Source organism: Streptomyces sp. NPDC019224, from assembly GCF_040632605.1.
GTDB lineage: Bacteria > Actinomycetota > Actinomycetes > Streptomycetales > Streptomycetaceae > Streptomyces.
The window spans coordinates 64,124-89,226 of sequence record NZ_JBEYCF010000006.1 but is presented as its reverse complement, the minus strand read 5'-3'; the positions used below and the strand labels follow the sequence as shown (position 1 = coordinate 89,226).

At 74.5% G+C, this 25,103-nt stretch carries 6 protein-coding genes; 5 read left to right on the top strand and 1 reads right to left on the bottom strand.

Annotated features, from left to right (window positions below; all coding sequences use genetic code 11):
• Positions 1-22 precede the first annotated feature (22 nt).
• From ABZ564_RS05945 to ABZ564_RS05925, 5 genes are read left to right on the top strand one after another with little or no spacing between them, the layout of a single operon-like run.
• Positions 23-21,034, top strand: a complete 21,012-nt coding sequence (locus ABZ564_RS05945) for an SDR family NAD(P)-dependent oxidoreductase (RefSeq protein ID WP_360850107.1) — start codon at positions 23-25, stop codon at positions 21,032-21,034.
• Between the two features lie 2 nt (positions 21,035-21,036).
• Positions 21,037-22,071, top strand: coding sequence for an LnmK family bifunctional acyltransferase/decarboxylase (locus tag ABZ564_RS05940; RefSeq protein ID WP_360850104.1), 1,035 nt, complete (start codon positions 21,037-21,039; stop codon positions 22,069-22,071).
• Positions 22,055-22,318, top strand: coding sequence for a phosphopantetheine-binding protein (locus ABZ564_RS05935; RefSeq protein ID WP_360850101.1), 264 nt, complete (start codon positions 22,055-22,057; stop codon positions 22,316-22,318). Before ABZ564_RS05940 ends, ABZ564_RS05935 begins: the two co-directional genes overlap by 17 nt.
• Positions 22,315-23,574 carry a hydroxymethylglutaryl-CoA synthase gene (locus tag ABZ564_RS05930; protein ID WP_360850098.1) on the top strand — a complete coding sequence of 420 codons (1,260 nt, stop codon included), beginning with the start codon at positions 22,315-22,317 and terminating at the stop codon, positions 23,572-23,574. Before ABZ564_RS05935 ends, ABZ564_RS05930 begins: the two co-directional genes overlap by 4 nt.
• A 7-nt stretch (positions 23,575-23,581) precedes the next feature.
• A complete protein-coding gene (locus tag ABZ564_RS05925) occupies positions 23,582-24,370 on the top strand; it encodes an alpha/beta fold hydrolase (RefSeq protein WP_360850095.1) in 789 nt (262 codons plus the stop codon).
• Positions 24,371-24,534: 164 nt separating this feature from the next.
• On the opposite strand, the gene ABZ564_RS05920 is transcribed toward ABZ564_RS05925, so the two are convergent.
• Complete coding sequence (locus ABZ564_RS05920; protein WP_360850092.1) at positions 24,535-24,939, bottom strand: DUF3224 domain-containing protein; 405 nt, start codon at positions 24,937-24,939, stop codon at positions 24,535-24,537.
• Positions 24,940-25,103: the final 164 nt, after the last annotated feature.

The following is a 25,103-nucleotide window of genomic DNA, read 5'->3' as shown; positions in this document are numbered from 1 at the left end:
GCGTACGGAGGAGCAAGCCACCGTGAACGAATCCGAGATCGACTGTCGCATCGTCCTGCGGCACGACGACTTCGTCATGCAGAACCACCGCGTCCATGAGACCTCGGTGATGCCGGGGGTGACCTTCCTGGACATCCTTTACCGCATCCTCGCCGACCGGGGAGCGGACCTTTCGCGGGTGGTCCTGCGCAACATCCTCTTCACCGAGGCCGTCGCCACCGCCGAGGGCCAGGACCGGGAGATCCGCGTGCGGATCGGCGCGGACACCGGCGGCCCCCGCCCGGTGACCGGCCACAGCCGGCGGCTCGCCGCGGACGGGGCCACCGGGGACTGGACGGAGAACCTGCGCGCCGAGCTGCACTTCGAGGACCTGCCGCACCCCGCGGACCTCGATGTGGCCGCCGAGCGCCGCAGCGCGCGTGAGCACCGGGACATGGCGGAGATGTACGCCGTCACCAGCTCCCGTGAGATACGGCACGGCACCGCCATGAAGTGCTTCGGCAGCCTGCACACCGGAGGCGGGCGGCTGCTCGCCGAGCTGGACATCGACCGCGAGGCCGGCGTCCCGGACGAGGCCTTCCACCTGCACCCGGCCAAGCTGGACGCGGCCACGATCGTGGCATACGGCCAGTCCCGGGTGGCCGTCGACCGGCCGTTCATCCCGATGTTCATCGAGAGCTTCCGCGCACCGCGCCCGCTGAAGGGCGGCTTCGTGGTGCGGGTGCCCCGCCCCGAGGAACTCTCCGAGTCGGGCGAACTCTTCGACAGCGACCTCGTGCTGTACGACGCGGAGGGCCGCTTCGCGGCGGAGTTCCGCCGGCTCACCTGCAAGCGGATCCGCCACCCCGAGCTGATCCAGCGGCTCGTGACCGGGGGAGAGGCCGAGCAGGGAGCCACCGAGCCGGGAGCCGCCGGGGCGGCAGCCGCCGGCCCGCGCGGACCCGAGCGCGCCCCAGCACCGGAAGCGGCCCCCGGCGCGCACTCCACCGGCCGGCCGGACGACAGCGCCGCCGAGCGCTATGCCGCCTGGCTGCGCACCCGGCTCGGTGACCTGCTGGGCCGCCCCGCCGCCCGCGTGGCCACGTCAACCGGCTTCTACGAGCTGGGCCTCGACTCCGTCTCGCTGCTGAAGGTCGGCCAGGAGCTGGAGGAGCTGGTGGGCAGCACGCTCTACCCCACCCTGCTCTTCGAGTACACGGACGTCGACAGCCTCGCCCGGTACCTGGCGACGACGTTCGGGGCGCCCGGCCTCTCCGAGCGGCACGGCGGTGCGGAGCCGGAGCACGACGCCGCACCCGAGGCACCCGAGGCCGCACCGCGGCTGCTGGCCCGCCATCCGGTGTGGGCCCGCTCCGGGCACGAGCACGCGGCCGAAGCGGTGGATCTCGTCCTGCTGGGGGCCGACGCCGGACTGACGGAGGCGGTCCGCGCCGCGACCGGTGACCGGCGGGTCGTCACTCTGCCGACGGGGCCCGCGTTCGGCGCGGGCACCGGTACGGGCGACGCGTACGGCCCGGACCCCGAGCGGATCCGCCGGACGCTCGGCGGCCTCGACCTGGACGCGCGCCCGTACGCCCTGGTCGACGCCCGCGGTCTCGACGGCGGGTCTCGCGGCAGCAGCCCCGTCCTCGACGTATGGGCGCTCGCCACCGCCCTCGTGCAGAGCGCGCCCGCCCACCCGGTGGCCCTGCTGCGCCTGCACACCGTCCGCGGCGGGTCGGCGGCCGTGGAGGAGGAGGCCGTCGCGGCCTTCGCCCGCACGGTCACCGCCGAGACGCCCGTGATCCGCGCCCGGGCGATCGGCGTCGACGCCACCGACACGCCCGCGCAGACCGCCGCGGCCCTCGTGACCGAAGCCGGTCTCGCCTGCGCCCCGGTGACGCACTCCGCCGCGTCACCGGAGGCGGAGGCGAGGTGGAGCACCGGCCGCCGGTTCGTACGCCGCTGGGCCGAGGCGTCACCGGAGGCCGAGGCGCGGCCGAGCCCGGCCGGCAGCGGATCGCCGTACCGCGAGCACGGGGTCTACGTGATCACGGGCGGTTCCGGCGGACTCGCCGCCCTGCTCGCCGAGCGCCTCGCCACACAGTGCCGCGCCCGTATCGTCCTGTGCTCCCGCACCCCCGCGGACGCCGGACTGCGCGCCCGCATGGAGGACTGGCAGCGGGCGGGAGCCGAGGTGCACCACGTGGCGGCCGACGTGTCCTCGCGCGCCGACACCGAGCGTCTGCTGCGGTTCACCCGCGATCTCTTCGGCCGCGTCGACGGGATCCTGCACTGCGCCGGACTCGTCCGCGACGCCCTCTACTTCCGCAAGCGGCCCGCCGACTTCGAATCGGTGCTCGCCCCCAAGCTCTGGGGCGCACGCCACCTCGACGAGGCGACCGCCCGGGACGAGCTGGACTTCTTCGCCCTCTTCTCCTCGCTGTCGGCCGCGGTGGCCAACCCGGGCCAGAGCGACTACGCCTACGCCAACGCCTGCCTCGACCACTTCGCCGCCTGGCGCGCCGCCCGCCCCGACCGGTCCGGGCGCACCGTCTCCGTGGCCTGGCCGCTGTGGGAGGAGGGCGGGATGCGCATCCCCGAGTCCGCGCTCGAGCGGTCCCGCCGCGAGAGCGGCACCGTGCCGCTGCCGACCGCGGAGGGGATCGCCGCCCTCGAACGGAGCCTCACCGGCGAGCAGGTCCGCACGGCGGTCGCGTACGGGGACGCCGGCCGGCTCGACACGTTGTTCCCGCGGGCCGACGGTCCGGTGGAGCACCACGAGCCGCTCGACGCCCTCCGCGGGACCGCCGCCGTCGTCCAGCGGGCAGCGGCCGAAACGCCGTCCCCGGAGGAGGACGGCATCGCGGTCATCGGGATCGCCGGGGAGTACCCCGGGGCCGCCGATCTGGACGCCTACTGGCGCAACCTCACCGAGGGCCGGGACTGCGTCACCGAAGTCCCCGGCGAACGCTGGGACCACGACGCCGTGTACGCCGCCGATCCGGACACCCCCGGCACCACGTACGGGCGCTGGGGCGGCTTCCTGGAGGGCGCGGACCGCTTCGACCACGCCTTCTTCGGGATCTCCCGGCGCGAGGCCGAGCGCATGGACCCGCAGGAACGGCTCTTTCTGCGGACCTGCTGGCGCACCCTGGAGCACGCCGGATACGCTCCCGCCGCGCTCTCGAAGCAGGCGGTCGGTGTCTTCGCCGGCGTGATGTGGAACCACTACCAGCTGGTCCAGGACGCTCCGGACGGCGTGGCACCGACGGCGATGCACGCGGCCGTGGCCAACCGCGTCTCCTACGTCCTCGATCTGCACGGCCCCAGCATGGCCGTCGACACGGCCTGCTCCTCCTCGCTGACCGCCGTCCAGCTCGCGATGGAGAGCCTGCGCCGCGGCGAGTGCGAGCTCGCGCTGGCCGGCGGGGTGAACATCGCGGCCCACCCGCAGAAGTACCTGCAGCTCGCGCAGGGCAGGTTCCTGTCCACGGACGGGCGGTGCCGCAGCTTCGGGGAGGGCGGCGACGGCTACGTCCCCGGCGAAGGCGTGGGCGCCGTCCTCCTGAAGCCGCTCTCGCGCGCCCGGGCCGATGGCGACCGGGTGCTCGCGGTGCTGCGGGCCGGGTTCCTCAACCACACCGGCCGGACCAGCGGGTTCACCGTCCCCAGCCCCACGGCGCAGGCCGCCGTGGTGAGCGGCGCGCTGGAGCGGGCCGGGATCTCCCCGCACTCCGTCGGCTACATCGAGGCGCACGGCACGGGGACCTCGCTCGGCGATCCGATCGAGATCGAGGGCCTGCGCCGGGTCTTCGCCCCCGACGGACCCGGGGAGCCGGGCAGCTGCCGCATCGGTTCGGTCAAGTCCGGTATCGGTCACCTGGAGAGTGCCGCCGGGATCGCCGGACTGACCAAGGTGGTGCTGCAGCTCCAGCACCGGACCCTGGTGCCGTCCCTGCACGCCGGCACGACCAACAGCAGGATCGACTTCTCCCGTACGCCCTTCGCCGTACAGCGCGAGCTGGAGGCCTGGCCCGCGCCGGACGGGGGCGGACCGCGGCGGGCGGGTGTGAGCGCCTTCGGCGCGGGCGGCGCGAATGCGCATCTCGTGGTGGAGGAATGGGCCGAGGAGCCCGCGGACGAGGTCGCCGCGCAGGGCCCCGAGCTGGTGCTGCTCTCCGCGCGTGACCCCGAGGCGCTGCGCGGGAGTGCCCGTGCCCTGCGGGACTTCCTCGCGGCGGGCACGCGTACGGGACACTCGCCGGCCGAGGGCACGGCACCGGACCGCGCACCGGACCGCGCACCGGACCGCGCACCGGACCGCGCACCGGCCGACGCCGCGCGGGTCCGTACGGCGCTTCTGCGGGAGGCCGCCGCGTGCCTCGGGGTGCCGCTCGCCGCCGTCGACCCCGCCGAACCGCTCGCCGACCTCGGCTTCGCGCGCACCGATGTGCTGAGCCTGCGGGAGCGGGCCGCGGACGTGTGCCCCGGCCACCCGGCCCTGTCGGTGCTGAGCATCGAGGACAGTGTCGACGGGATCGTGGCGAAGCTGACCGGGGACCCGGGAGAGCGGCCGGGCGGCACGTCGCGGCTCGCCGATGTGGCGCACACCCTGCGCGTCGGGCGTACGGCGATGGCGGAACGCCTGGCCGTGGTCGCCACGTCGGTCTCCGCCCTGTGCGCCGCGCTCGACCGGTTCCTGGCCGGGGAGCCGGCGCACCCGGACCTCTTCCGTACGGGCGCGGGCGCGTCCGGCCCGGCAGCGGGCGGATGCGCCACGGCCTTCCGCGAGGGAAGGCTGCACGAGGCCGCGGCCGCCTGGGCCGCCGGTGAGGACGTGGACTGGGCCGCACTCGGGTCCGTCGGGGCGGGCCGGCGCATCGCGCTGCCCGGCCACCCGTTCCGCGAGGAGCGGTGCTGGCTCGGCAACTGGCAGGCGGGCCAAGCGCGGCAGCCGGGCAAGGAGCGCCCCGCCCTTCCCGCGCCGCCGGTGAGCGAGCCCGCCGCCCCCGTCGAGCCGTACACCGGTTCCGAAGTGGACCTCCAGGTCCTGGAACACGGCATCGCGCTGGTCACCATGGCCGCGGGCGATCGGCAGAACATGTTCACCGACGGGCTGATGCACGGCCTGGAGTGGGCCTTCGCGCAGGTCGCCGCACGCCCCGAGGTCACCGCCGTCGTCCTCGCCGGATCCGGCAAGGTCTTCAGCATGGGCGGCACGCCCGAGGCGCTCGAGGACCTGTCCGCGCGGCGCACGCGGTTCACGGACACGCCGTTCGTGTACGAAGGGCTGCTGCGCTGCGGCCGGCCGGTGATCGCGGCCATCTCCGGGCACGCGTCCGGCGGCGGTCTCGCCTTCGGTCTGTACGCGGACATGGTGGTGATGTCCCGGGACGCCGTGTACAGCAGCAACTTCCTCAAGTACGGATTCACGCCCGGCATGGGCGCGACGTACATCCTCGAACAGCGGTTCGGGAAGTCCCTGGCCACCGAGATGCTCCTGACCGGCCGGCCGTACGCCGGTGCCGAGCTGGAGCAGCGCGGCGCCACGGTCACGTTCAGGGACACGGCCGAGGTGCTGCCCGCGGCCCTCGCCCTCGCCCGCTCCGTGGCGGAGCTCTCGCCGCAGGCGGTGGCCGCGCTCAAGAGCGAGCTGGCCGGGCGGATGCTCGGTGAGCTGCCCGCGGTCATCGACCGTGAGGTGCGGATGCACGAGCAGGTCCTCGGCGAGGACTCGGCCGCGCGGGTGCGGGCGCACTTCGGGAAGGTGGCGGAGTACGGGCGGACAGGACCGGAGCGATCCGGGGCGGCTCCCGCCGCCCCTGCGGCCCCTGTGGTCCCTGCGGCTCCCGCGGCTCCTGCGGCCCCTGCGGCCCCTGCGGCCCCTGCGGCGCCGAAGCCGCCGGCCGTCGTCGTGGCCGCCGCACCGGTCCAGGAGCCCGAACCGGACTCGGCGGAGGCGGAGGCGGTGATCGCCGCGACGCTGACCGAGGTCCTCTACCTGGACGCCGGTGAAATCGACCGCAGGCTCAGCTTCAACGAGATGGGCGTCGACTCCATCGGCGCGGTCGAACTGGCCAAGGAGATCAACCGCGCCTTCGGCCTCTCGCTCGACTCCGTGGCCGTCTACGACTTCCCGACGCTGCCCGCGCTCGCCGAGCACGTGACACGGACCCGGGCGCAGAATCGGTCGCTGCACCGCGCGGCGTCCCGGGAGGCGGCGCCGGCGGTCGCGGAGGGAGAGCAGGACGACCCCGCCGCTCCGGCGCCGTCCGAGCCCCTGGCCGTACCACCCCCGACCGCGTCCGTCGCCGGTCCGGCTCGGGTCGCGCCGCAACCGGCGTCGCACCAGCCGTTCTCCGCGGACGGACGCGTACGCCTCGCGCCGCCGGCCGCGTCCGCCGCGCCCCGTACCGAGCAGCCCGCCGCCCCGGCCCGGCCGCACCTCGTCGCGCTCCCCACGCCAAAAGCGCAGCCGGACCCGCAGCCGGACCCGCAGCCGGCGGCGGCCCCGGAGGGCGCCGCCCCCACCGCCGACGGGACCACCGCCGACGGGACCACCGCGCCCACCACCCAGGAGAGCACCACCGCCCCGGCCACCACCGCCCCGGCCCCCGCCGCCCCCGACCGGGCGGCCCCCCAGGAACCCATCGCCATCATCGGCGCCGCGGGCCGCTTCCCCGGCGCCCCCGATCTCGACACCTTCTGGGCGAACCTCCTCGCCGGCCGCTCCCAGATCCGTGAGGTGCCGGCCGAACGCTGGCCCGAGGACGGGTACTACGATCCCGACCGCCGCGCGCCCGGCCGCTCGTACAGCAAATGGGCCGCGCTGCTCGACGACGTGGACCTGTTCGACGCACGCTTCTTCCAGCTCTCGCCGCTCGAGGCCGAGGCCATGGACCCGCAGCAGCGGCTCTTCCTCGAAGAGGCCTGGACGGCCCTCGCGGACGCCGGACTCACCGACGCCGAGGGCAAGCGGAGCTGCGGCGTCTTCGTCGGCTGCGGTACGGGCGACTACCAGACCCTGCTGGAAGAGGCCGGAGCGCTCGAGACCGGCCAGGCCTTCCTCGGCAGCAGCAGTTCGATCCTCGCCGCACGGATCGCGTATCTGCTCGATCTGACCGGTCCCACCCTCGCCGTGGACACCGCGTGTTCCTCCTCCCTCGTGGCCGTGCACCTGGCCTGCGAGAGCATCCGCAGCGGTGACTGCGAGACCGCGGTCGCCGGCGGCGTGGCACTGATGACGACGCCCCGTATGCACGTGTGGACCAGCAAGACGGGCATGCTCTCGCCGACGGGCCGCTCGCTCCCGTTCGATGCGGCCGCCGATGGCATCGTCCTCGGCGAAGCCGTGGGCGTGGTCGTGCTGAAGAGCCTGCGCAAGGCCCTGGAGGACGGGGACCGCATCCACGGAGTGATCCGCGGCACCGGCGTCAACGGCGACGGCCGGACCAACGGGATCACCGCCCCCAGCGCCAACTCGCAGGTGCGACTGCTCCGCTCGGTGCACCACAAGGCGGGGATCACCGGCGCCGACCTCGGCTACCTGGAGGCCCACGGCACGGGCACCCACCTGGGCGACCCCATCGAGGTCAAGGCGCTTGACGAGGTGCTGCGCGCCTCCGGCGGCACGGACTGTGTGCTCGGCTCGGTGAAGGCGGCCATCGGTCACACGACCACCGCGGCCGGTATCTCCGGCCTGCTCGCGCTGCTCATGGCGCTGCGCGCCCGGCGGACTCCACCCGCGGCCCACTTCACGCGGCTCAACCCCGAGATCGACCTGACCGACAGCCCCCTCCGGCTCTCCCGTACCGCCGAGGCATGGCGTCCCGGGCCCGACGGGGTCCGGGTGGGCGCGGTCAGCAGCTTCGGCTTCAGCGGTACGAACGCGCACGTGGTGCTCGCCGAGGCCCCGTCCCCGGCGGCCCCGGCCGCCGCCGGCGCGCCGGCCCACCGGGAGCCGGAGCCCGAGCCGCTGAAGGCCCACCCGTTCACGAGGACCCGCCACTGGATCACGGCACCGGACACGGCCGGAGCACCCCGCGACACCGCGGAGCCGTCCCGGGCTCCCGCCGCCCGCACCGGCCCCGGCGAGGACTCCGCCGTACGGACGGATCCGGCCGCCGGCCCCGCCACCTGGCCACTGGACCCGCGGCACCCCGTGGTCGCCCACCATCACGTGGCGGACCGGGCTCTCCTGCCCGGCACCGCGACCCTGTCCCTCGCCCTCGGCTTCGCCCGTTCCGCGGGCATCAGCGGGCCGGCCGTGATCTCCGGGGTGCGCTGGCTGCGCCCCCTGCACGCCGAGGCGCAGCTCGAGGTGCGGGCCGGGGTGACGGCCGAAGGGGACCGATACGCCCTGGAGTTCACCGCCGACGACCGGCCGGACGTCCCCTTCGCCCGGGCTCAGGTCGCCCCGTGCGGCAGGGAGACGGCCGACCGCATCGACCTCGGCCTCCTCGCCCGCACCCTCCCCGAGCTGCGCACCGGAGCCACGCTCTACCGCGACTTCGCGGCGGGCGGCCTCGGCTACGGTCCGGCCTTCCGGCTCGTCCAGGAGGTCCGCCACGGCACGGACGAGGCACTCGCCGTCCTGAGCGCCCCGGCCGCCGAGCGGGGTGCCGCCCACTGGCCCGCGAACGGCACCGATGCCGCCCTGCTCGACGCGGCGCTGCAGGTCACCGCGGTGCTGCAAACCGGCGCGGAGGACGGCCCGCTGGTGCCCTTCGCCCTGGAGCGCGCCGAGCTCCTCGGCCCGCTGACCGGACCGGCGCACGTCCACGCCGTACGCACCGGAGCACACACCTTCGCGCTGAGGATCGCCGATGACCGGGGCCGGATCGTCGCACGCCTGGACGGGCTGACGCTGCGTCCGCTGCCCGCCGCCCCGGCCGCCGGCCTCCCGGTGTACGTACCGGTGTGGCAGGAGGCGGACCGGGCGCGGACCGAGCCGGTGGACGCTCCGCCGAGCCGGGTCATGCTGGTCCACGGGCCCGGCACCCGGGACCTGGCAGGCGCCCTGGCCGAGCTCCACGCCGACGCCGACGTCCTGACGGCCGACTGGGACCGGGCGGCCGAGGCCGTCGGCCGGTCCGGCCTGCTTCCCGACCGCGTCTACCTGCTGGCCGAATCCACCTGGGTGGACGCGGCCTCCGCACGCGAAGCCCTCACCGCCCTGCACCGCCTGGTGCGCGCCGTGCTCGACCGCGACGGCGCCCACCACGGCCTCGACCTGCGCGCGGTGCTGCCCGGCGCCGTCGCCGTCCCGGCCGGGAGCGGCACGGGGACGAGCCAGGAGACGGCCGCGGCCGCGGACGCCCCAGCGGCGGGAGCCGGCACCACGGCGCCGGACGTCGGCGACATCGTGCCGGGAGCCGCCGCCCTGCTCGGCTACTGCGCCGCGCTCGACACCGAATTCCCGCGCTGGACGGTCGGCTGCCTCGACCCGGGCACCGACCGCACCGCGGACGACCCGGCCGCACTGGCCCGGAGCATCCACGCCGAACAGCCCGTGGACAGCCGGCCGGTGGCCCTGCGCGCAGGCCGCCGCCTCGTCCGCACCTTCGCGCCGTGGACCGCGCCGGCGAAGGCGGCTCCGCTGCGTAACGGCGGCGTCTACGTCGTCCTGGGCGGTACGGGCGGCCTGGGCAGCGCGGTCTGCCGTTCGCTCGCCCGCAACGCGCGGGCCCGCCTCGTCCTGGTCGGCCGGCGCCCGCTCGACGAGCGGATCGAGGCGCTGCTCGCCGACCTCACCCGGCTCGGCGCCACCCCCGTGTACCAGCAGGCCGATGCCACGGATCCGGCGGCGATGCGCCGGGTCGCCGAGTGGACCAGGGAGCGGTTCGGTCCGGTCGACGGAGCGGTGCACGCCGCGTTCGTCCTGCACGACAAGACGGTGGCCCAGCTGACCGAGCCGGTCCTGCACGAGGTCTTCGGCCCCAAGGCGGCGGGCGCCGAGGCGTTCTGCGCGGCCCTGCGGGACGAGCCGCTCGACTTCCTCGCCCTGTTCTCCTCGGCGATCTCCTTCGTCGACGCACCCGGCCAGGCCGCCTACGCCGCGGCGAGCACCTTCGAGGACGCCCTGGCCCTGCGGCTGAGGCACCGCTTCGGCGTTCCGGCGCAGGTCGTCAACTGGGGCTACTGGGGCAGCGTCGGCGCGGTGGCCGGGACACGCTACCGGGAGCGGATGGCCGGCTTCGGCGTCGGCTCCATCGAGCCCGCCGAAGGCATGGCCGCGCTGGACCGCATCCTGGCCCACGGGCTGCCCCAGGCACTCGCGATCAAGGCGGACCCGGAGGGACTCACCCGCTTCGGCATCGACGCCGGCACCAGCCCCCGCAAGGAGCACGCCATGCCGACCGCGGCACCCGAGCCCACCGAGCCGCCCGGCCCCGCCGCCGTCACAGAGCCGGCTCCCACCGCGACAGCCGTACGGGACTACGTCCGGGGCGTCTTCGCGGAAGTGCTCAAGTACGAGGAGGCCGAACTCGACGACCGCACCACGTTCGAGCACTACGGCGTCGACTCCCTCGTCGGCCAGAACGTCGTCCAGCGCTTCGAGGAGGACCTCGGCGACCTCCCGGCCACCCTGCTCTTCGAGAACCTGACGATCGCCCAGCTCGCGGCGTATCTGCGGGAGAAGCACGGCCGGCGGATCGCCGGACTGGCCGGCCAGGGCACCGGACCCGCCGCGGACCGGACGCGGGACCTCGCCGAGGAGCACGCCGGGCAGCGGCCCCGCACCCCGGACGCGACCACGCCGCCCACCGGCCCGATGGACATAGCCGTCGTCGGCGTCAGCGGCCGCTTCCCGCAGTCCCCCGACATCGACGCCTTCTGGCGCAACCTCGCCGCCGGCACCCACTGCATCACCGAGGTCCCCGCCGAACGCTGGGACTGGCGAACCCACTTCGACCCCAAACGGGGCAAAGCGCAGCGCACCTACGGCCGGTGGGGCGGCTTCCTCGACGGGATCGACCAGTTCGATCCGGCGTTCTTCGGCATCCTTCCCAAGGAGGCCGCCGACATCGACCCGCAGGAGCGGCTCTTCCTGGAGACCTGCTGGGACCTCCTGGAACAGACGGGCCAGCTGGGCGAGCCGACGGAGACACCACGCAGGACCGGAGTGTTCGTCGGCGTCATGTACGGCTCGTACGGACGGCTGGCCGCGGCGCAGTGGGCGCAGGGACGGCTCGCCGGAGCGCACTCGGCGTACTGGTCGGTGGCCAACCGGGTCTCGTACACCTTCGATCTCCAAGGGCCCAGTTTCGCCGTCGACTCCGCCTGCTCCTCCTCGCTGACCGCTGTCCACCTCGCGGTGGAGAGCCTGCGCCGCGGCGAGTGCCGCACCGCCATCGCGGGAGGCGTCAACCTGATCCTCCACCCCGCTCACCTGGTGGCGCTCTCCTCGCTGAACATGCTCGCCGCCGACGGCGCCTGCAAGGTCTTCGACGAGCGGGCCGACGGCTACGTGCCCGGCGAGGGGATCGGCGCGGTGCTGCTCAAGCCGCTCGCGGACGCGGTCGCCGACGGCGACGACATCTGGGGCGTCATCAAGGGCAGCGCGGTCAACTCCGGTGGACGGACCGGTGGTTACACCGTGCCCAACCCCCACGCGCAGGCCCGGCTCGTCGCGGACGCGGTCGAGGGCTGCGGGATCGACCCGCGGACCCTCGGCTACATCGAGGCGCACGGCACCGGGACCGCCCTCGGCGACCCCATCGAGATCGCCGGCCTGCGCCGCGCCTTCGGAGAGCGCCCGCCGCGCGACTGCGCCATCGGCTCCGTCAAGGCCTCCATCGGGCACCTGGAGGGCGCGGCCGGCATCGCCGGCCTCATCAAGGCCCTGCTGCAGCTACGGCACAAGCAGCTCACCCCCTGCGTCAACCTGGGCGAACCCAACCCCCGGATCGACACGGACGGCTGGTCCTTCACCATGCCGCGTGAGCTCACCCCCTGGGAGAGCCCCGTGGACGACGAGGGGCACAGCCTGCCGCGTACGGCCGGAGTGAGCTCCTTCGGCGCCGGCGGCGCCAACGCGCATGTCCTCCTGCAGGAGTACGTGCCGGACCCGGCCCGCCCCCGGCACGCCCCGGCGCGCGAGGACGAAGAACAGCTCTTCCTGCTCTCGGCCCGCACCGAGGCGCAGCTTCGTACCCGAGCAGGGCGTATCGCCGAGCGGCTGGCCGCCGGGGCGGGGGCGTACGGACCGGAGGAGCTGGCCTTCACCAGCCAGGTCGGCCGCCATGAACACCCCGTACGCCTCGCCGTGAGCGCCGGGAACCCCGCCCAGCTGGAACAGCGACTGCGCGCGCACGCCCGGGGCGAGAGCGCACCCGGCCTCGTCACGGGCGAAGCCGGCCGGCGCGGCCGGGGCGAGCCCGTCGGGGAAGCCGCCGTGGAACGGCTGATCGCCGCACGCGACCTGGCGGCCCTCGGCCGCCTGTGGACCACCGGCACCCGCGTCGACTGGGCCCGCCTGTGGCCCGCCCCGCGGCCACGCCGCGTCCCCCTGCCCTCGTACCCCTACGACAGGACCCGGCACTGGCTGCCGGCCGACCCGGAGGTGCCACCGGTGACACCGTACGCATCCGTCACGTCGCCCGATGACGGGCGGCCGACCGACGGAGTCCGCTATCTGCGGCCCACCTGGGAACCGGCCCCGGCGGCGGTCCCGGGCCCCGCGCCGCGCACGCTCGCGCTGATATCCGATGACGCCGGGCTCGGCGGCGCCCTCGCGGCCGCCGCCCGGCGCCGCGGCAGCCACTGCCTCGTGCTCAGCGCGGGCACCCGGCTCGCCGAGACCCCGGAGGGCTGGGCCCTCGACCTCACCGACCGCGAGCAGCACCACCGCCTGGCCGAGACCCTGGCCGAGCGGGGGCTGCTGCCGGACGCGGTCCTGCGGATCTCCGGTGCCGCCGAGCCGGCCGAGGGGGCCGTCGCCCCGCTGGAGCAGGGAGTCCTGCCCTTCCTGTGGTGTACCGCCGCGCTACTGGCGCGGCGCGGTGACGGCACCGTACGGGGCCTGTACGCACACCTGTCCCCCTCCGGCACGCCCCGGCCCGAGCACGCGGCGGCCGGCGGTGTCATCCGCACCCTCGCCGTCGAGCACCCCCGCTTCCGCGGCGGCCGGGTGGTCGTCGAGGAGAGCCGGCCGGCCGATGACCTGGCCGAGCGGCTGCTCGTCGAGCTCGCCGCGATCGGCGAAGAGCCCGCCGAGATCGCGCTGCGGCCGGACGGGCGGCAGCAGCTGAACCTGGCCGCGTTCACGCCCCGCACCGAAGGGCTGCCGCAGGATCTGCCGTTGCGGCCCGGCGGTACGTACCTGGTGACCGGCGGCACGGGCGCGCTCGGGCTGCGGATCGCCGAGTACCTGGCGGAGCACGGCCGCCCGCTGCACCTCGTCCTGGCCTCCCGTACCGCACCCGACGCCTCCGCGCGCGCCCGGATCGAGGCGATGAGCAAGGACGGGGTCGGCGTGCGCTGGGCCCGCGCCGACGTCTCGCGCGCCGAGGACGTGCAGCGGCTCGTCGAGGAGATCCACGGCAACCACGGGGCGCTGCACGGCATCGTGCACGCCGCGGGCGTCACCCGGGACGGGCTCGCCGTCCGCAAGACCCGGGCCGACATCGACGCGGTGTGGGGGGCCAAGGCCGCGGCCGCGGTGCATCTGGACGCCGCCGTCGGCGACCGGCCGCTCGACTTCTTCCTCCTGTTCTCGTCCCTCGCCGGCCGTACGGGCAACCTCGGCCAGGCCGACTACGCGTGCGCCAACGCCTTCCTCGACGAGTTCGCCGCACTGCGCCGCACCCGCGTCCGCGACGGGCAGCGCTCCGGCACCACGGTCTCCGTCTGCTGGCCCCTGTGGGAGGACGGCGGCATGACCGTGGACGAGGCGGCGCGCGCCCGGTTCGCCCGGCGGTGGAACATGGTGCCGCTGAGCACGGAGGAGGGGTTGCGGGCGTTCTGCCGGGCGCTGGCGGGGGACGAGGCGTGCTTCGCCGTTCTGGAGAGCCCCGCCCCCGAGGGGGAGTCCGCCGCGGAGCCGGCCGGCCCCGAGCCGGTGGCGTCCGGACCCGCGGCCGTCCCGTCGACGGCCCGGAGCACAGCGGGGGCCGGGACGCCTCGGCCCGTGGACGGCCTCGTGGAGCAGATCGAGCTCGGGCTGCGGCGTACGGCCGCCGGCTTCCTCCTGGTCGACCCCTCCGACGTACCGCTCGACGAGGAACTCCTCGAAGTGGGCTTCGACTCCATCTCCCTCACCCAGCTCGTCAACGAGGTGAACGAGGAGTACGGCATCGACCTGCTGCCGACCGCCCTCTTCGAGGCGCCGGCCCTGCGGGACTTCGCCCGCCACCTGGAGCGCGAGAACGGCCCGGAGATCGCCCGCGTCCTGGCCGAACGCGCCCGCCCGGCGGCGGACCCGCGGCCGGCCGGGCCGAGCGCACCCGCCGGGGCCGACGCGGGCACCCCGGCCGGCACCGACGAGGCACCCGGCCCGCAGGCCGGGGCGGCGGCACCCGGTACCCCCGCGCAGGACACGCTCACCCCGCCGTCCGTCCCGTCCGGGCCGCGGGTTCCCGCCGCCGGCGGCGCGCGCCCCGTCGCCGTCATCGGCATGGCGGGTCTGCTCCCGGGCTGTGACGACCTGGAGAGCTTCTGGCGGCACCTCTCCGCCGGTGACCATCTCGTACGGCCCGTGCCCGAGGACCGTCCGTACCTCCTCGGACAGCCCGGTCTCGAGGACCTGCGCGGCGGGTTCCTGGACCGCGTCGCCGAGTTCGACGCCTCCTTCTACCGGATCTCCCCGGCCGAGGCCGCCCTCATGGACCCGCAGCAGCGGCTCTTCCTGGAGACGGTCTGGCAGCTGCTCGAGCACGCCGGCCACCGCCCGGCCGACCTGGCGGGCAGCGCGACCGGGCTCTTCGTGGGCGTCTCCACCTCGGACTACGCGGAACTGATGCGCGCCGAGGGCGGCGAGGTCCAGGCGCATGCCGCCACCGGCCTGGCCCACGCGATCCTCGCCAACCGCGTCTCCCGCCACCTCGATCTGCGCGGACCGAGCGAGGCCGTCGACACGGCCTGCTCCAGCGCCCTCGTGGCCCTGCACCGGGCGGCACGCGCCCTGGCCGACGGCGAATGCGAACTCGCCATCGCCGGCGGCGTCAACCTGACCCTGAGCGCGGGCCTGTTCAGCGCCTTCACCAAGTCCGGCATGCTCAGCCCGGACGGCCGCTGCAAGACCTTCGACAAGGACGCCGACGGGTACGTACGCGGTGAGGGCACCGGCGCCGTGCTGCTCAAGCCGCTCGACCGGGCCGAGGCGGACGGGGACCGGATCCTCGCCGTCCTGCGCGGCAGCGCCGTCAACCACGGCGGCCGCTCCACCTCCCTGACCGCGCCCAACCCGGAGGCCCAGGCACGCGTCGTCGCCGAGGCGTACCGCCGGGCGGGCATCGCCCCGGAGACCGTCAGCTACGTCGAGACGCACGGCACCGGCACGCGGCTCGGTGACCCCGTGGAGCTGGAGGGTCTGAAGAAGGCCTTCACCCAGCTGTACGCGGAGACAGGCCGCCCGCTGCCCGGCGAGGACTCGGTCGCCCTGGGATCGGTGAAGACCAACATCGGCCACCTGGAGGCCGCGGCGGGCATCGCGGGTGTCCTGAAGGTGCTGCTCAGCCTGCAGCACAGGGAGCTGCCGCCGACGCTGCACGTCACAGAACTCAACCCGTATCTGCGGCTCGACGAGACGCCGTTCTTCGTCAACGACCGCAGCCGGACGTGGGAGGGCGTGCCCGACGAGAGCGGTGCCGTGGTGCACCGGGCGGGCATCAGCTCCTTCGGCTTCGGCGGTACGAACGCGCATGTCGTCCTCGAAGGCCACCGTTCCGCCGTACGGCCGGCCGTCGCGGTGCCCCCGGGCGCGGAGGCCGTGGTGCTGTCGGCACCGGACGGCGAGGCGCTCGCCGAGTACGCCCTGCGGCTCGCCGGATACCTCAAGGACGAGCAGGAGGCGGATCCGGCGGGCTTCCTGTGGACGCTGCAGACGGGCCGCGAGGAGTACCCGGAACGGCTCGCCGTCCTCGGTACGGACCGCGAGCGGCTGGTGGAGCTCCTGACGGCCGCGGCGAGCGGGGAGTTCACCGCGCCGGGCATCCACCGCGGCACGGCGGGCCCCGCCTCCGCCCACACCTTCGGCACGGACGCCGAGGCCAACGCGCGGGCCTGGGTCTCGGGCGCGCCCGGCGCCTGGTCCGCCCTGTGGCAGTCGGGCCACCCGGTCCGGCTCACCCTGCCGTCCTTCCGCCGGTCCGGCACGCCGTACTGGTTCACCACGCGCGGTGCGTCCCGGGCAACGGCCCCGGTGCCGCCCACGGAGGTGGCACCGGCCCCGACGCCGGTGGCCGCTCCGGTACCGGCACCGGCTCCGGCCCCGACACCGGTAGCCGCTCCGGCACGGGCATCGGCTCCGGAGCCGGTCCCGGCCGGGACGCCGGCTCCCGTGCAGGCGCTCGCTCCGACGACGGCCGAGGCTTCCTCGCCGGTACGGGCCCCCGCACCCGCCGCCCTCACGGTGCCCGCGCTCGCAGGGCCCCCACACGTCACGCCGGGCCGTGGACGGGGCACACCGCTGCGGCTCGCCCCGGTGAACACCGCCCCGCAGCAGGCATCCTCCGCAGCGGTGGAGCCCGTGCGGGACGAGCCGTCCGCGCGGACCGAACCGGCGAGGGCCGCTCACCCGGCGCCGTCTCCCGCTCCCGCCGCATCGGCGCCCGGCGCGTCGCGCACCGATGAACCTCCGGCCGGCCAGGGACCGGCCGCCGGCTCGCCGGCCGACCGGAGCGGCGTCGCCGAGACGATCCGTACTTCGCTCGCCGACATCATCGACGTGCCCAGCGCCCAGATCGCGGACGGTGACTCCTTCACCGACCTCGGCCTGGACTCGATCTTCCGCATGCAGCTGGTCAGGGAGCTCAACGAGACCTACGGCCTCGACCTCAAGGCGGCCGAACTCTACGAGTGCGATTCCGTCGCCGCCCTGTCCGCCCGCACCTGCGAGGAGATGGCCAGGACGACAGGCCCGGCCGCGACCCCGGCCCCGCGGCCGGCGAGCACGCCGGAGCCGCACCCGGACGACGCGCCGGCCCCGCGGCGGATCCAGGCCCCGGACGCGCGAGCGGCTCGGACGCCCGACCCGCAACCCGCACCGGCGGCGGGACCGAACCCCGTCCAGGCGCCGCGACCCGGCCGGCCGCCGCAGCCGGCCCGGGCCCCGGAGCCCACCCGGGCCCCGGAGCCCGCCCCGGCCCCGGAGCCCGCCCCGGCCCCGGAGCCCGCCCCGGCCCCGCGAGCCGTGCGGGTACCGGAGCCCCACACGGCCGCCGGGCCGGCGAGCACCGCCGACGCCCCCACGCTCCTCGCCGAGGTCATCACGCGGGTCGTCGGCCGCGTCCCCGGGGCCGGGGTGAGCTTCGCCGACGACGGGTTCACCTCCTTCGACATGCTGCGCACCATCAGCGCCCTGGAGCGCCGCTTCGGCGCCCTGCGCAAGACGCTGATGTTCGACCGCCCGACGACCGCCGCACTCGCCGAGCAGCTGCTCGCCGACCACGGCCCGCGCACCCTCACCCTCCTCTCCGAGGCCGCCGCGGCCCTCGACGGAACCGATGCCCCGCAGCAGCCCGCGCCGGCCCCCCGGCAGGCGGCACCCGCCGCGGACCAGGGGGACGGCCCCCTCATCGTCCGCAAGCGCGACCTCCCCCACTTCCCCGAGCTGGAGGCCCTCTTCGCGAGCCTCGACCGCGAGCACGCCAAGGAGGGCGGTCTCGCCGGCCGTGACATCGCCCCGCTCGCCTTCCTCGGCAAGGACCGCCGCGGCTACTTCAACTTCTCGCGGCGCGACGACGTGCTCTTCGCCTGGAGCTACGTCGGCTCGGCCGCCTGCTTCCCAGGCCTCGCCGCCGAGTACCTGGCGTATGCCGACCGGGAGGGCCTGAAGCCCAACTTCCTCTCGGTCCTGCACCTGGACGAGGTCGGGGGCCGCCGTCTCACGGCCACCCCGTTCGGCGCGATCCAGCGTCTGGAGAACCTCGACACGTTCACGCTGACCGGCGGCCGGATGCAGCGACTGCGCTATCTCATCGGCAAGTTCACCAAGAACAGCAGCTGCCGCACCGAGGAGTACGAGGTCGGCACGGACCCGGAGACCGACGCGGGCATCGTCGATCTGATCGACCAGTGGGCCTCCGTCAAGCAGATGACCAACCCGTATGTGGACGTGGTGCGCCGCGAACTCGGTGCGGGCCGGCTCGACGCACGCCACCGCATGTTCCTCACGTACCGCGACGACGTCCTCGCCAACGCGGTGATCGTCACCAAGCTGGCCTCCGAGCCGACGTACCTGCTCGACCTGGAGTTCTACGCGAAGGGGCTGCCGCCGGGCGGCATCGAGTACGCGATCGTGCGGATCGTGGAGACGCTGCGCCCCGAGGGCATCACCTGCTTCAGCTTCGGCGCCAGCTTCGGTGTCCGGCTCGGCGACTCCCCGAATGCCTCGGCCGCGGTGGCCGAAGGCATGGAGGAGCTGCGGTCGGTCGGCATCTTCAACGAGGGCAACTACCAGTTCAAGAACAAGTTCCGCCCCCTGAACACACCCATCTACCTGTGCCAGCCCGATGACGAGAGCCGTACGGATGTCTCCGACGTCATCCTGATGATCGCCAACCCGGACCTGGCCGCCACGGCCCCCGGCGAGCTGACCCCCGACAGCCCCCCGTCACCCCCGGCGGCCGCACCCGCACCTCCCCCCACGTACAGCCGTCCGACCCCGACCCCGACCGCGGCCCCAGCCCCGACCGCGCCCCCGTCCCCGACAGCCACCCCGGCGCCCCACCCCGCACACACCGGCACCCCGGACACCCCCGCCTCCGCGGCCGACCGCGACAAGCTGCTCGCGGCCCACGGCCACAACCCCCTCGCCCTGCCCACCGAATCCGTCGTCCACGACCTGATCACCGACTCCTGGGCGGAACTCGACCTGCCCGCGGTCCCCGCCCGGCTGCAGGAGCTCGCCGCCGCGGCGCACGCGGTACCGGCCTCGTCCGCGAACGACCTCCGCCTGCCCTGGCTGCCCTTCGACTGCGTGATCCCCACCCAGTCGGGCCGCGCCGCCGAGGCGCTCCTGTGCCGCAGCTGGCCGGGCGCGCCGGGCGCCGTGGCGCACAACAGCCTGTTCCCGACCTGGACCCTGACCCTCCTGGAGCACGGCTTCGAACCCGTCCCCGCCGGCGGCCCCGCGGCGGCCGAGGGGCCGGCCCTCCGCGGCGGGCTCGATCCGGACGCGCTCGACCGGACCTTGACGCGGCATCAGGGGCGTACCGCCTTCGTCTGCGTCGAGCTCAGCGACAACGCACGCGGCGGCTATGCGACCGCCCTGGCCGGCCTGCGCGCCGTACGGCGGACCGCGAAGGCCCACGGCGTGCCCCTCGTCCTGGACGCCTCCCGCATCCTCGAGGCGGCCCACCAGGTCATCGCGCACGAGCCCGAGCAGCACGGCCGCGAGGTCTGGTCGGTGGCACGGGACATCCTGGGCACCGCCGATGCCGTCACCCTCAGCCTGTCCAAGGACTTCGGCCTCGACTTCGGCGGCCTCGTCGCCACCAGCGACCCCGCCCTCGCCCGGCAGCTGCGCGAGGCGGTCGCCCTGCGCGGCCACCAGATCGGCCGCACCGCCCGCCGGACCCTGGCCGCCGCGCTCGCCGACCAGGACTGGGCCGGCGAACAGGTCCGCCTGCGGATGAAGAACGTGGCGGCCCTGTGGGAGCGCCTGTCCGCGGCCGGCGCACCCGTGCTGACCCCGGCCGCCGGGCATGCCGTGGTCCTCGACGTCGCCGGCCTGCCGGCCTTCGCGGACCACGAGGACCCGGTGGCCTCCTGCCTCGCCTGGATCTTCCGGCACACCGGTGTACGCGGTGCGCCGCAGCTCCTCGCCGGGGACGAGACCGCGGCCCGCCCGTGGATCAGGCTCGCCGTGCCCGTGGGGATGAGCGAGGCGCGGACGGAGGAGATCGGCGAGCGGCTCGCCACCCTGTTCCGCACCGCCCCGGAGCCCGTACGTCTCGTACGCGTGGACGGCACCGACGGAGCCGCGGCCGCCTACCACCCGGCGGACGCCCTGCCGCAGGACGTCCGTGCCTCCCTGCGCGACGGCTCCCGCGCGGCCGACGACAACGCCGGCGTGCTGCGCGACCTGGGCGCCGGCGCCACCCACCGGGTGCTCACCCTGCCCGAGGGCGAGGTGGAGGTCTTCGAGGCGGGACAGGGTTCCCCGCTGCTCCTGATCCACCCGTTCAACATCGGAGCTGGCCTCTTCTCGCACCAGTTCCGCGCCCTGGCCGAGGACCACCGCGTGATCGTGATGCACGCGCCCGGTGTCGGCCGCACCACCGCGATTCCCGAGCTGACCCTCAGCGGCCTCGCCGGACTGCACCACGCGGCGCTGCGGGCGCTCGGCGTGCACGGCCCGGTGCATGTGGCGGGCGCCAGCTTCGGCGGGCTCACCGCCCAGCGCTTCGCGCTCGACCACCCGCAGGACACGGCCTCGCTGACGCTGCTGTGCAGCTCGTACAAGTGCGGCAACCGCGTCGGTGAGGTCAACCGGCTCTCCGTCGTCGTCGGCGAGGACTTCGACGCGGTGGGCGACCGGGTGAGCGCCGGCGACCGCAGCCGCTTCGAACAGCTGCTGCTGCGCTGCGAGAGCATGGACCCGCAGACCGGCCTGCGCTACCTGGACGTCTTCGCCCAGGAGCCCAACCTGCTCGCCGTGCTCCCGGAGATCTCCGTACCGACCCTGATCGTGCAGGGCGCGCACGACTCCGTGATCCCGCTCAAGACGGCCCATCTGCTGCACGGCGCCATCCCCGATGCCCGGTACGTCCAGATCGAGGATGCCGGTCACTTCCCCACGCTCACCCACCCCGACGAAGTGCACGGCGCTCTTCGCGAGTTCCTCACCGCACAGGAGTCCGCGCGCACCGAACGAAAGGGATCCTGACCATGACCGAGACACTCATCACCGCGCCCGGGGCGCCGGCCCAGGTGCGGCACTTCGCCCGGACCGAGCGCACCGGCCCGGCCACCGTGCGCCGCGAGGTGACCGTCCAGCCCGGTATGTGCGGACCCAACGCCCTGCTCATCGGCCGGATCGGCGACTGGACCTGGGAGACCGTCAGCGAGATCTGCGGCACCGACGTCTTCAACGCCCGTGACCCCCAAGGGCGTGCCACGTATCTGTCCTTCTACTACTACCGCGTACGCAGCGGCGGCCGGCTCCTGCACCCGCGGGCCATCTCCTTCGGCGACCGCCTGGAGGTGATCTCCCGGGTCTTCGGCTACGGCAGCGAGTCCGTGCTCACCCTGCACCGCATCCGCCGCATCGGCTCCGGCCCCGGCAGCCACGATGCGGAGGTGTTCGCGGAGGACTCCTTCGAACCCGAGGAGTTCTACGAACGGCCGCGCCCCGACTGTCTCTACGTCGAGAACTTCAACCGCTGGGTGGCCCGCGGCCGCGCGGACAGCAACGTCGGCCTCGTCCGTGCCTCGCCCGCCGACTTCCACCACACGCAGCTGCCGCGGCTGCCCGACGCGTACTCGCCGCGCCTCGCCTGCAACGGCGCACGGAGCCGGCACCGCTTCCTCGATCCGCTGACCGCCGGATACGTCCCGCTCGGCGAGGAGTTCACCACCGAACACCGCGTGGACGTCAGCAGCGACGTGAACGGCGTGGGGCTGCTCTACTTCGCCTCGTACTTCGCGATCGCCGACGGCGCGCTGCTGCAGCTGTGGCGCAGCCTCGGCCGCAGCGACCGCTCCTTCCTCGACCGGACCCTGGCCGACTCCCGGGTCTGCTACCTCGGCAACGCCGATGTCGACTCCACGCTCAGGCTGCGCGCCCGCCCCTGGCACCGGTCCGGCGATCCCACCGAGGAACTGGTGGAACTGGTGGTGGAGGATCTCGCCACCGACCGCACCCTGGCCGTCTGCAGCTTCGAGATCCGCAGGGAGGAGGAGCGTCGTGCCCACGCAGCATGAGACCACGCGTACCGGCATCGAGGAGCTCGTGCACCGCACGATCACCTCGATCCTGCCCGGACTGCCGGCCGGGGCGATCGACGGCGGGCGGCACCTCAAGGAGCTCGGCGCCGACTCGGTGGACCGGGTAGAGATCATCATGGCCCTGATCGAGGAACTGGGCATCGAGGCGGACATGTCCCGGTTCAGCGGGATCCCGTCCGTCGACGGCCTGGTCCAGTTCCTGTGGGAGGAGAAGCAGTCATGACCGTTCAGCCCGTCGAGGCCCCCCGGGGGTTCGGGATCGAGGCGCTCAACGTCTACTGCGGCGCCGCCCATCTGCCGGTGCGGACCCTCCTGGAAGGCCGCGGCCTCGATCTGTCCCGCATCGGCCACCTCATGATGGAGACCCGCTCCGTCAGCCTGCCCTGCGAGGACCCGGTCACCCACGCCGTCAACGCGGCCAGGCCTCTTGTCGACGCCCTGAGCGCGCAGGACAAGGAGCGCATCGAACTCCTCATCACCTCCAGCGAGTCCGGAGTCGACTACAGCAAGTCCATCGCCAGCTATGTGCACGAGCACCTCGGCCTGAGCAGGCACTGCCGCGTGATCGAGGTCAAACAGGCCTGTTACGCGGCGACCGCGGCCCTGCAGCTCGCCGTCGCCTATGCCGCCTCCGGAGTGTCCCCGGGCGCGAAGGCCCTGGTCATCGCCACCGACGTGGCGATGGTGGACGAGAACGCCCACTACGCCGAGCCCGCCACCGGCGCCGGAGCCGCGGCCATGCTGATCGGCGACCGTCCCGACGTCCTGGCCCTCGACGTCGGTGCCTTCGGCACGTACAGCTACGAGACCCTCGACTCCGCCCGCCCGGGACCCGATTTCGACATCGCCGATGTCGACCGCTCCCTCTTCGCCTATCTCGACTGCTTCACGCACGCCTTCGCCGACTACCGCACGAAGGTACCCGGGGCCGATCTGGCCACGGACTTCGCCCAGTTCGCCCTGCACACTCCCTTCGCCGGCCTGGTGAAGGCCGGACACCGCAAGCTCATGCGGGAGGTCCTGCGCGCCGCGCCCGACGAGATCGACGCCGACTTCACCGCACGGGTCACCCCCTCGCTCACGTATCCGCGCATCGTCGGGAACCTGTGCTCGGGCTCGGTGTATCTGGCGCTGAGCAGCATCATCGACCACGTGCCGTACGCGGGGGAGCTGCGCGTCGGCCTCTTCTCCTACGGTTCGGGCTGCGCCTCGGAGTTCTTCAGCGGGGTCATCGGACAGCGGTCACGGGCGGCACTCGCCCGGATGCGGATCGGTGAACGGCTCGCGTCCCGGACCGAACTGTCCTTCGCGGATTACGAGGAACTGCTCACGGAGAACATGCGCTGCCTCGTCCCCGCGCGCAGCCGCGAGGTGGACGTGGCCCGCTACAAGCCGCTGCTGCACGGCGTGATCCGGGACGGCGGGCATCTGGTGCTGCGCGGCGTCGAGGAGTACCACCGCGTCTACGAGTGGGTGTGAGGCCGGTATGACGACGTACCCACCGACGGCTTCCCCGCCCCCGGTGACGCCGCCCCCGAGCCGCTGGCTGGGCGGTGCACCGCCCGGCACCGAGGCCCCCGTGCGGCTGTTCTGCTTCCCGCACGCGGGCGGCGGCAGCAGTGCCTTCCGGGGCTGGCACCAGGCCCTCGCACCGCTGGCCGAGGTACGCCCGGTGGTGCTGCCCGGCCGGGAACGGCGGCTCGGGGAAGTGCCGTACGTGGCGATGGAACAACTGGTCGCACCGCTGTACGAGGCGCTCGCGCCGTTCCTCGACCGGCCCTTCGCCTTCTTCGGGCACAGCATGGGAGCGGCCGTCGCCTACGAGGTCGCCCGCCGCTGCACCGCCGAGGGGCGGCCGCCGGTACATCTGTTCGTCTCCGGCCGGCGGGCCCCCCATCTGCCCGCCCGGCGCCGCTCGTACGCCGAACTCCCCGACGAGGCCTTCCTCGAACGGGTCGGCGCGATGAACGGCACTCCGGCCGACGTGGTCGGCCAGCCCGAACTGTTCCGGCTCTTCCTGCCGTGTCTGCGCGCCGACTTCGAGCTCAACGACACCTACCGGCCGCTGCCCGGCGCGCGTCTGGCCTGCCCGGTCACGGCGCTCGCGGGCCGGGAGGACCCCGAGGCGAACACGCGGGAGCTGACCGCCTGGTCGCAGGTGACCTCGGGCGCGTCGGAGGTGTCCATGCTGCCGGGCGATCACTTCTACCTCAAGGACGCACCGTCCGCGCTGCTCGACCTGGTCCGGACCCGGATCGAACGCGCGCGGGCCTGACCCCACGGCTGCGGTCGCGGGCCCACCCCACCCGACGACGTCGGTGCTCATGGCCACAACTGGGTCATGAGCACCGACGTCACGCGAGGGACCGAACGAAGCGACAGCGCCCCTCGGCGGAAGGCCCGCAGCCCGCCTCCTGGCGCCGGCGTCAGGAGCGCGGCTCAGCCGGCGATCTCGTACGCGAGCGTGAACAGGCGCTCATCGCCCCGGTGCAGCCAGGTGCACTTCCCGGTGAGCCCGGTCAGCGCACCCCGGCCCGAACCCGGCACCACATAGCCGGTCGCGGGCTCCGGCGGGGCGTCCCCGCCCATGATGTTGGAGTGGTGCAGCACGAAGCTGCCCTTGCGCCCGCCCAGGGTCCCCTCGAAACGCTCGCTGGCCACATAGCCCGCGGAGCCGTCGGCGGACTGGCTCATCAGGAGCACCGCGGTGCTCTCGCCCTCCAGATCGCCCCGCCACACCCGGCCCACCTCGCCGCGCACCATGCGGGGGCCTTCCTCGGGTTCCAGGTAGGGGTGCTCCACCCAGGAGACGCTGTCGAATTCGGCCGATGCGGTGTGACCCATGCCTCAACTCCCTTGTACACGGCTGTGACAGAGGCACCCCGCAGCGCGCGGAGATGCCCCGGCCGTCGAAACTACCCGAGCGCCCCGGCGGGCACGCGCAACCTTGAGCAGACGGCGCCGGGCGCGGCGCCTAGCTTCTGCCGTGCTGCCGGGCCGACTTGGCA

Excerpts from the sequence above, each read along its gene's own strand:
- ABZ564_RS05930 (WP_360850098.1), top strand. The coding sequence starts at position 22,315 with ATGACCGTTCAGCCCGTCGAGGCCCCCCGGGGGTTCGGGATCGAGGCG.
- ABZ564_RS05940 (WP_360850104.1), top strand. The coding sequence starts at position 21,037 with ATGACCGAGACACTCATCACCGCGCCCGGGGCGCCGGCCCAGGTGCGG.
- ABZ564_RS05920 (WP_360850092.1), bottom strand. The coding sequence starts at position 24,939 with ATGGGTCACACCGCATCGGCCGAATTCGACAGCGTCTCCTGGGTGGAG.
- ABZ564_RS05925 (WP_360850095.1), top strand. The coding sequence starts at position 23,582 with ATGACGACGTACCCACCGACGGCTTCCCCGCCCCCGGTGACGCCGCCC.